The organism is Thauera sp. 27 (genome assembly GCF_000310125.2).
Lineage (GTDB): Bacteria > Pseudomonadota > Gammaproteobacteria > Burkholderiales > Rhodocyclaceae > Thauera > Thauera mechernichensis.
In genome coordinates, this window is record NZ_AMXB01000103.1 from 1 (window position 1) to 563 (window position 563).

At 60.0% G+C, this 563-nt stretch carries 1 protein-coding gene; it reads left to right on the forward strand.

Annotated features, from left to right (window positions below):
- Positions 1-563, forward strand: a 563-nt coding sequence (locus tag B447_RS21575; protein ID WP_004249487.1) for a flagellin hook IN motif-containing protein, incomplete at both ends; no start/stop codon positions are given.

The window sequence follows — 563 nt, forward strand, 5'->3', positions numbered from 1 at the left end:
GGCACCTTCGGCACCGCCAACTTTCAGGTCGGCGCCAATGCAAACCAGACCATCACTGCCTCCACCGGCAACTTCCGCACCTCCAACTATGGCAACAACAACGTGGCCAGCACAACCGTTGCTGCGTCAATCACGGGTACGAGAACCGATGCACAGGTGGCAGGGAAAACTGGCGTTCGCGTGGCCGACGCCACCCTGCAGATCTTCGGCAACCTAGGCGCCAGCGGTGCGATCAACGTCGCTGCAGGCTCCAGCGCCAAGACGGTCGCCGATCAGGTCAATACAGTGAGCAGCAAGACCGGCGTGACGGCAACAGCACGCACCGAAGGCACAGCGACCTTCAGCGCAGCCGGCGCCTATTCGTTCGACATCGTTGCAGACAATGCCGCCACGGAAACCGTACGCGTCTCATTCACCATTGGCGGCACCACAGGTGCTGACAACTTAGCCAACGCCGTATCTGCAATCAATGATGTCTCCGGCAAGACCGGCGTCACTGCCTCCATCAATTCAAACGGCCAGCTCGTGATGACCAACGACAGCGGCAACGACATCTTTCTCCG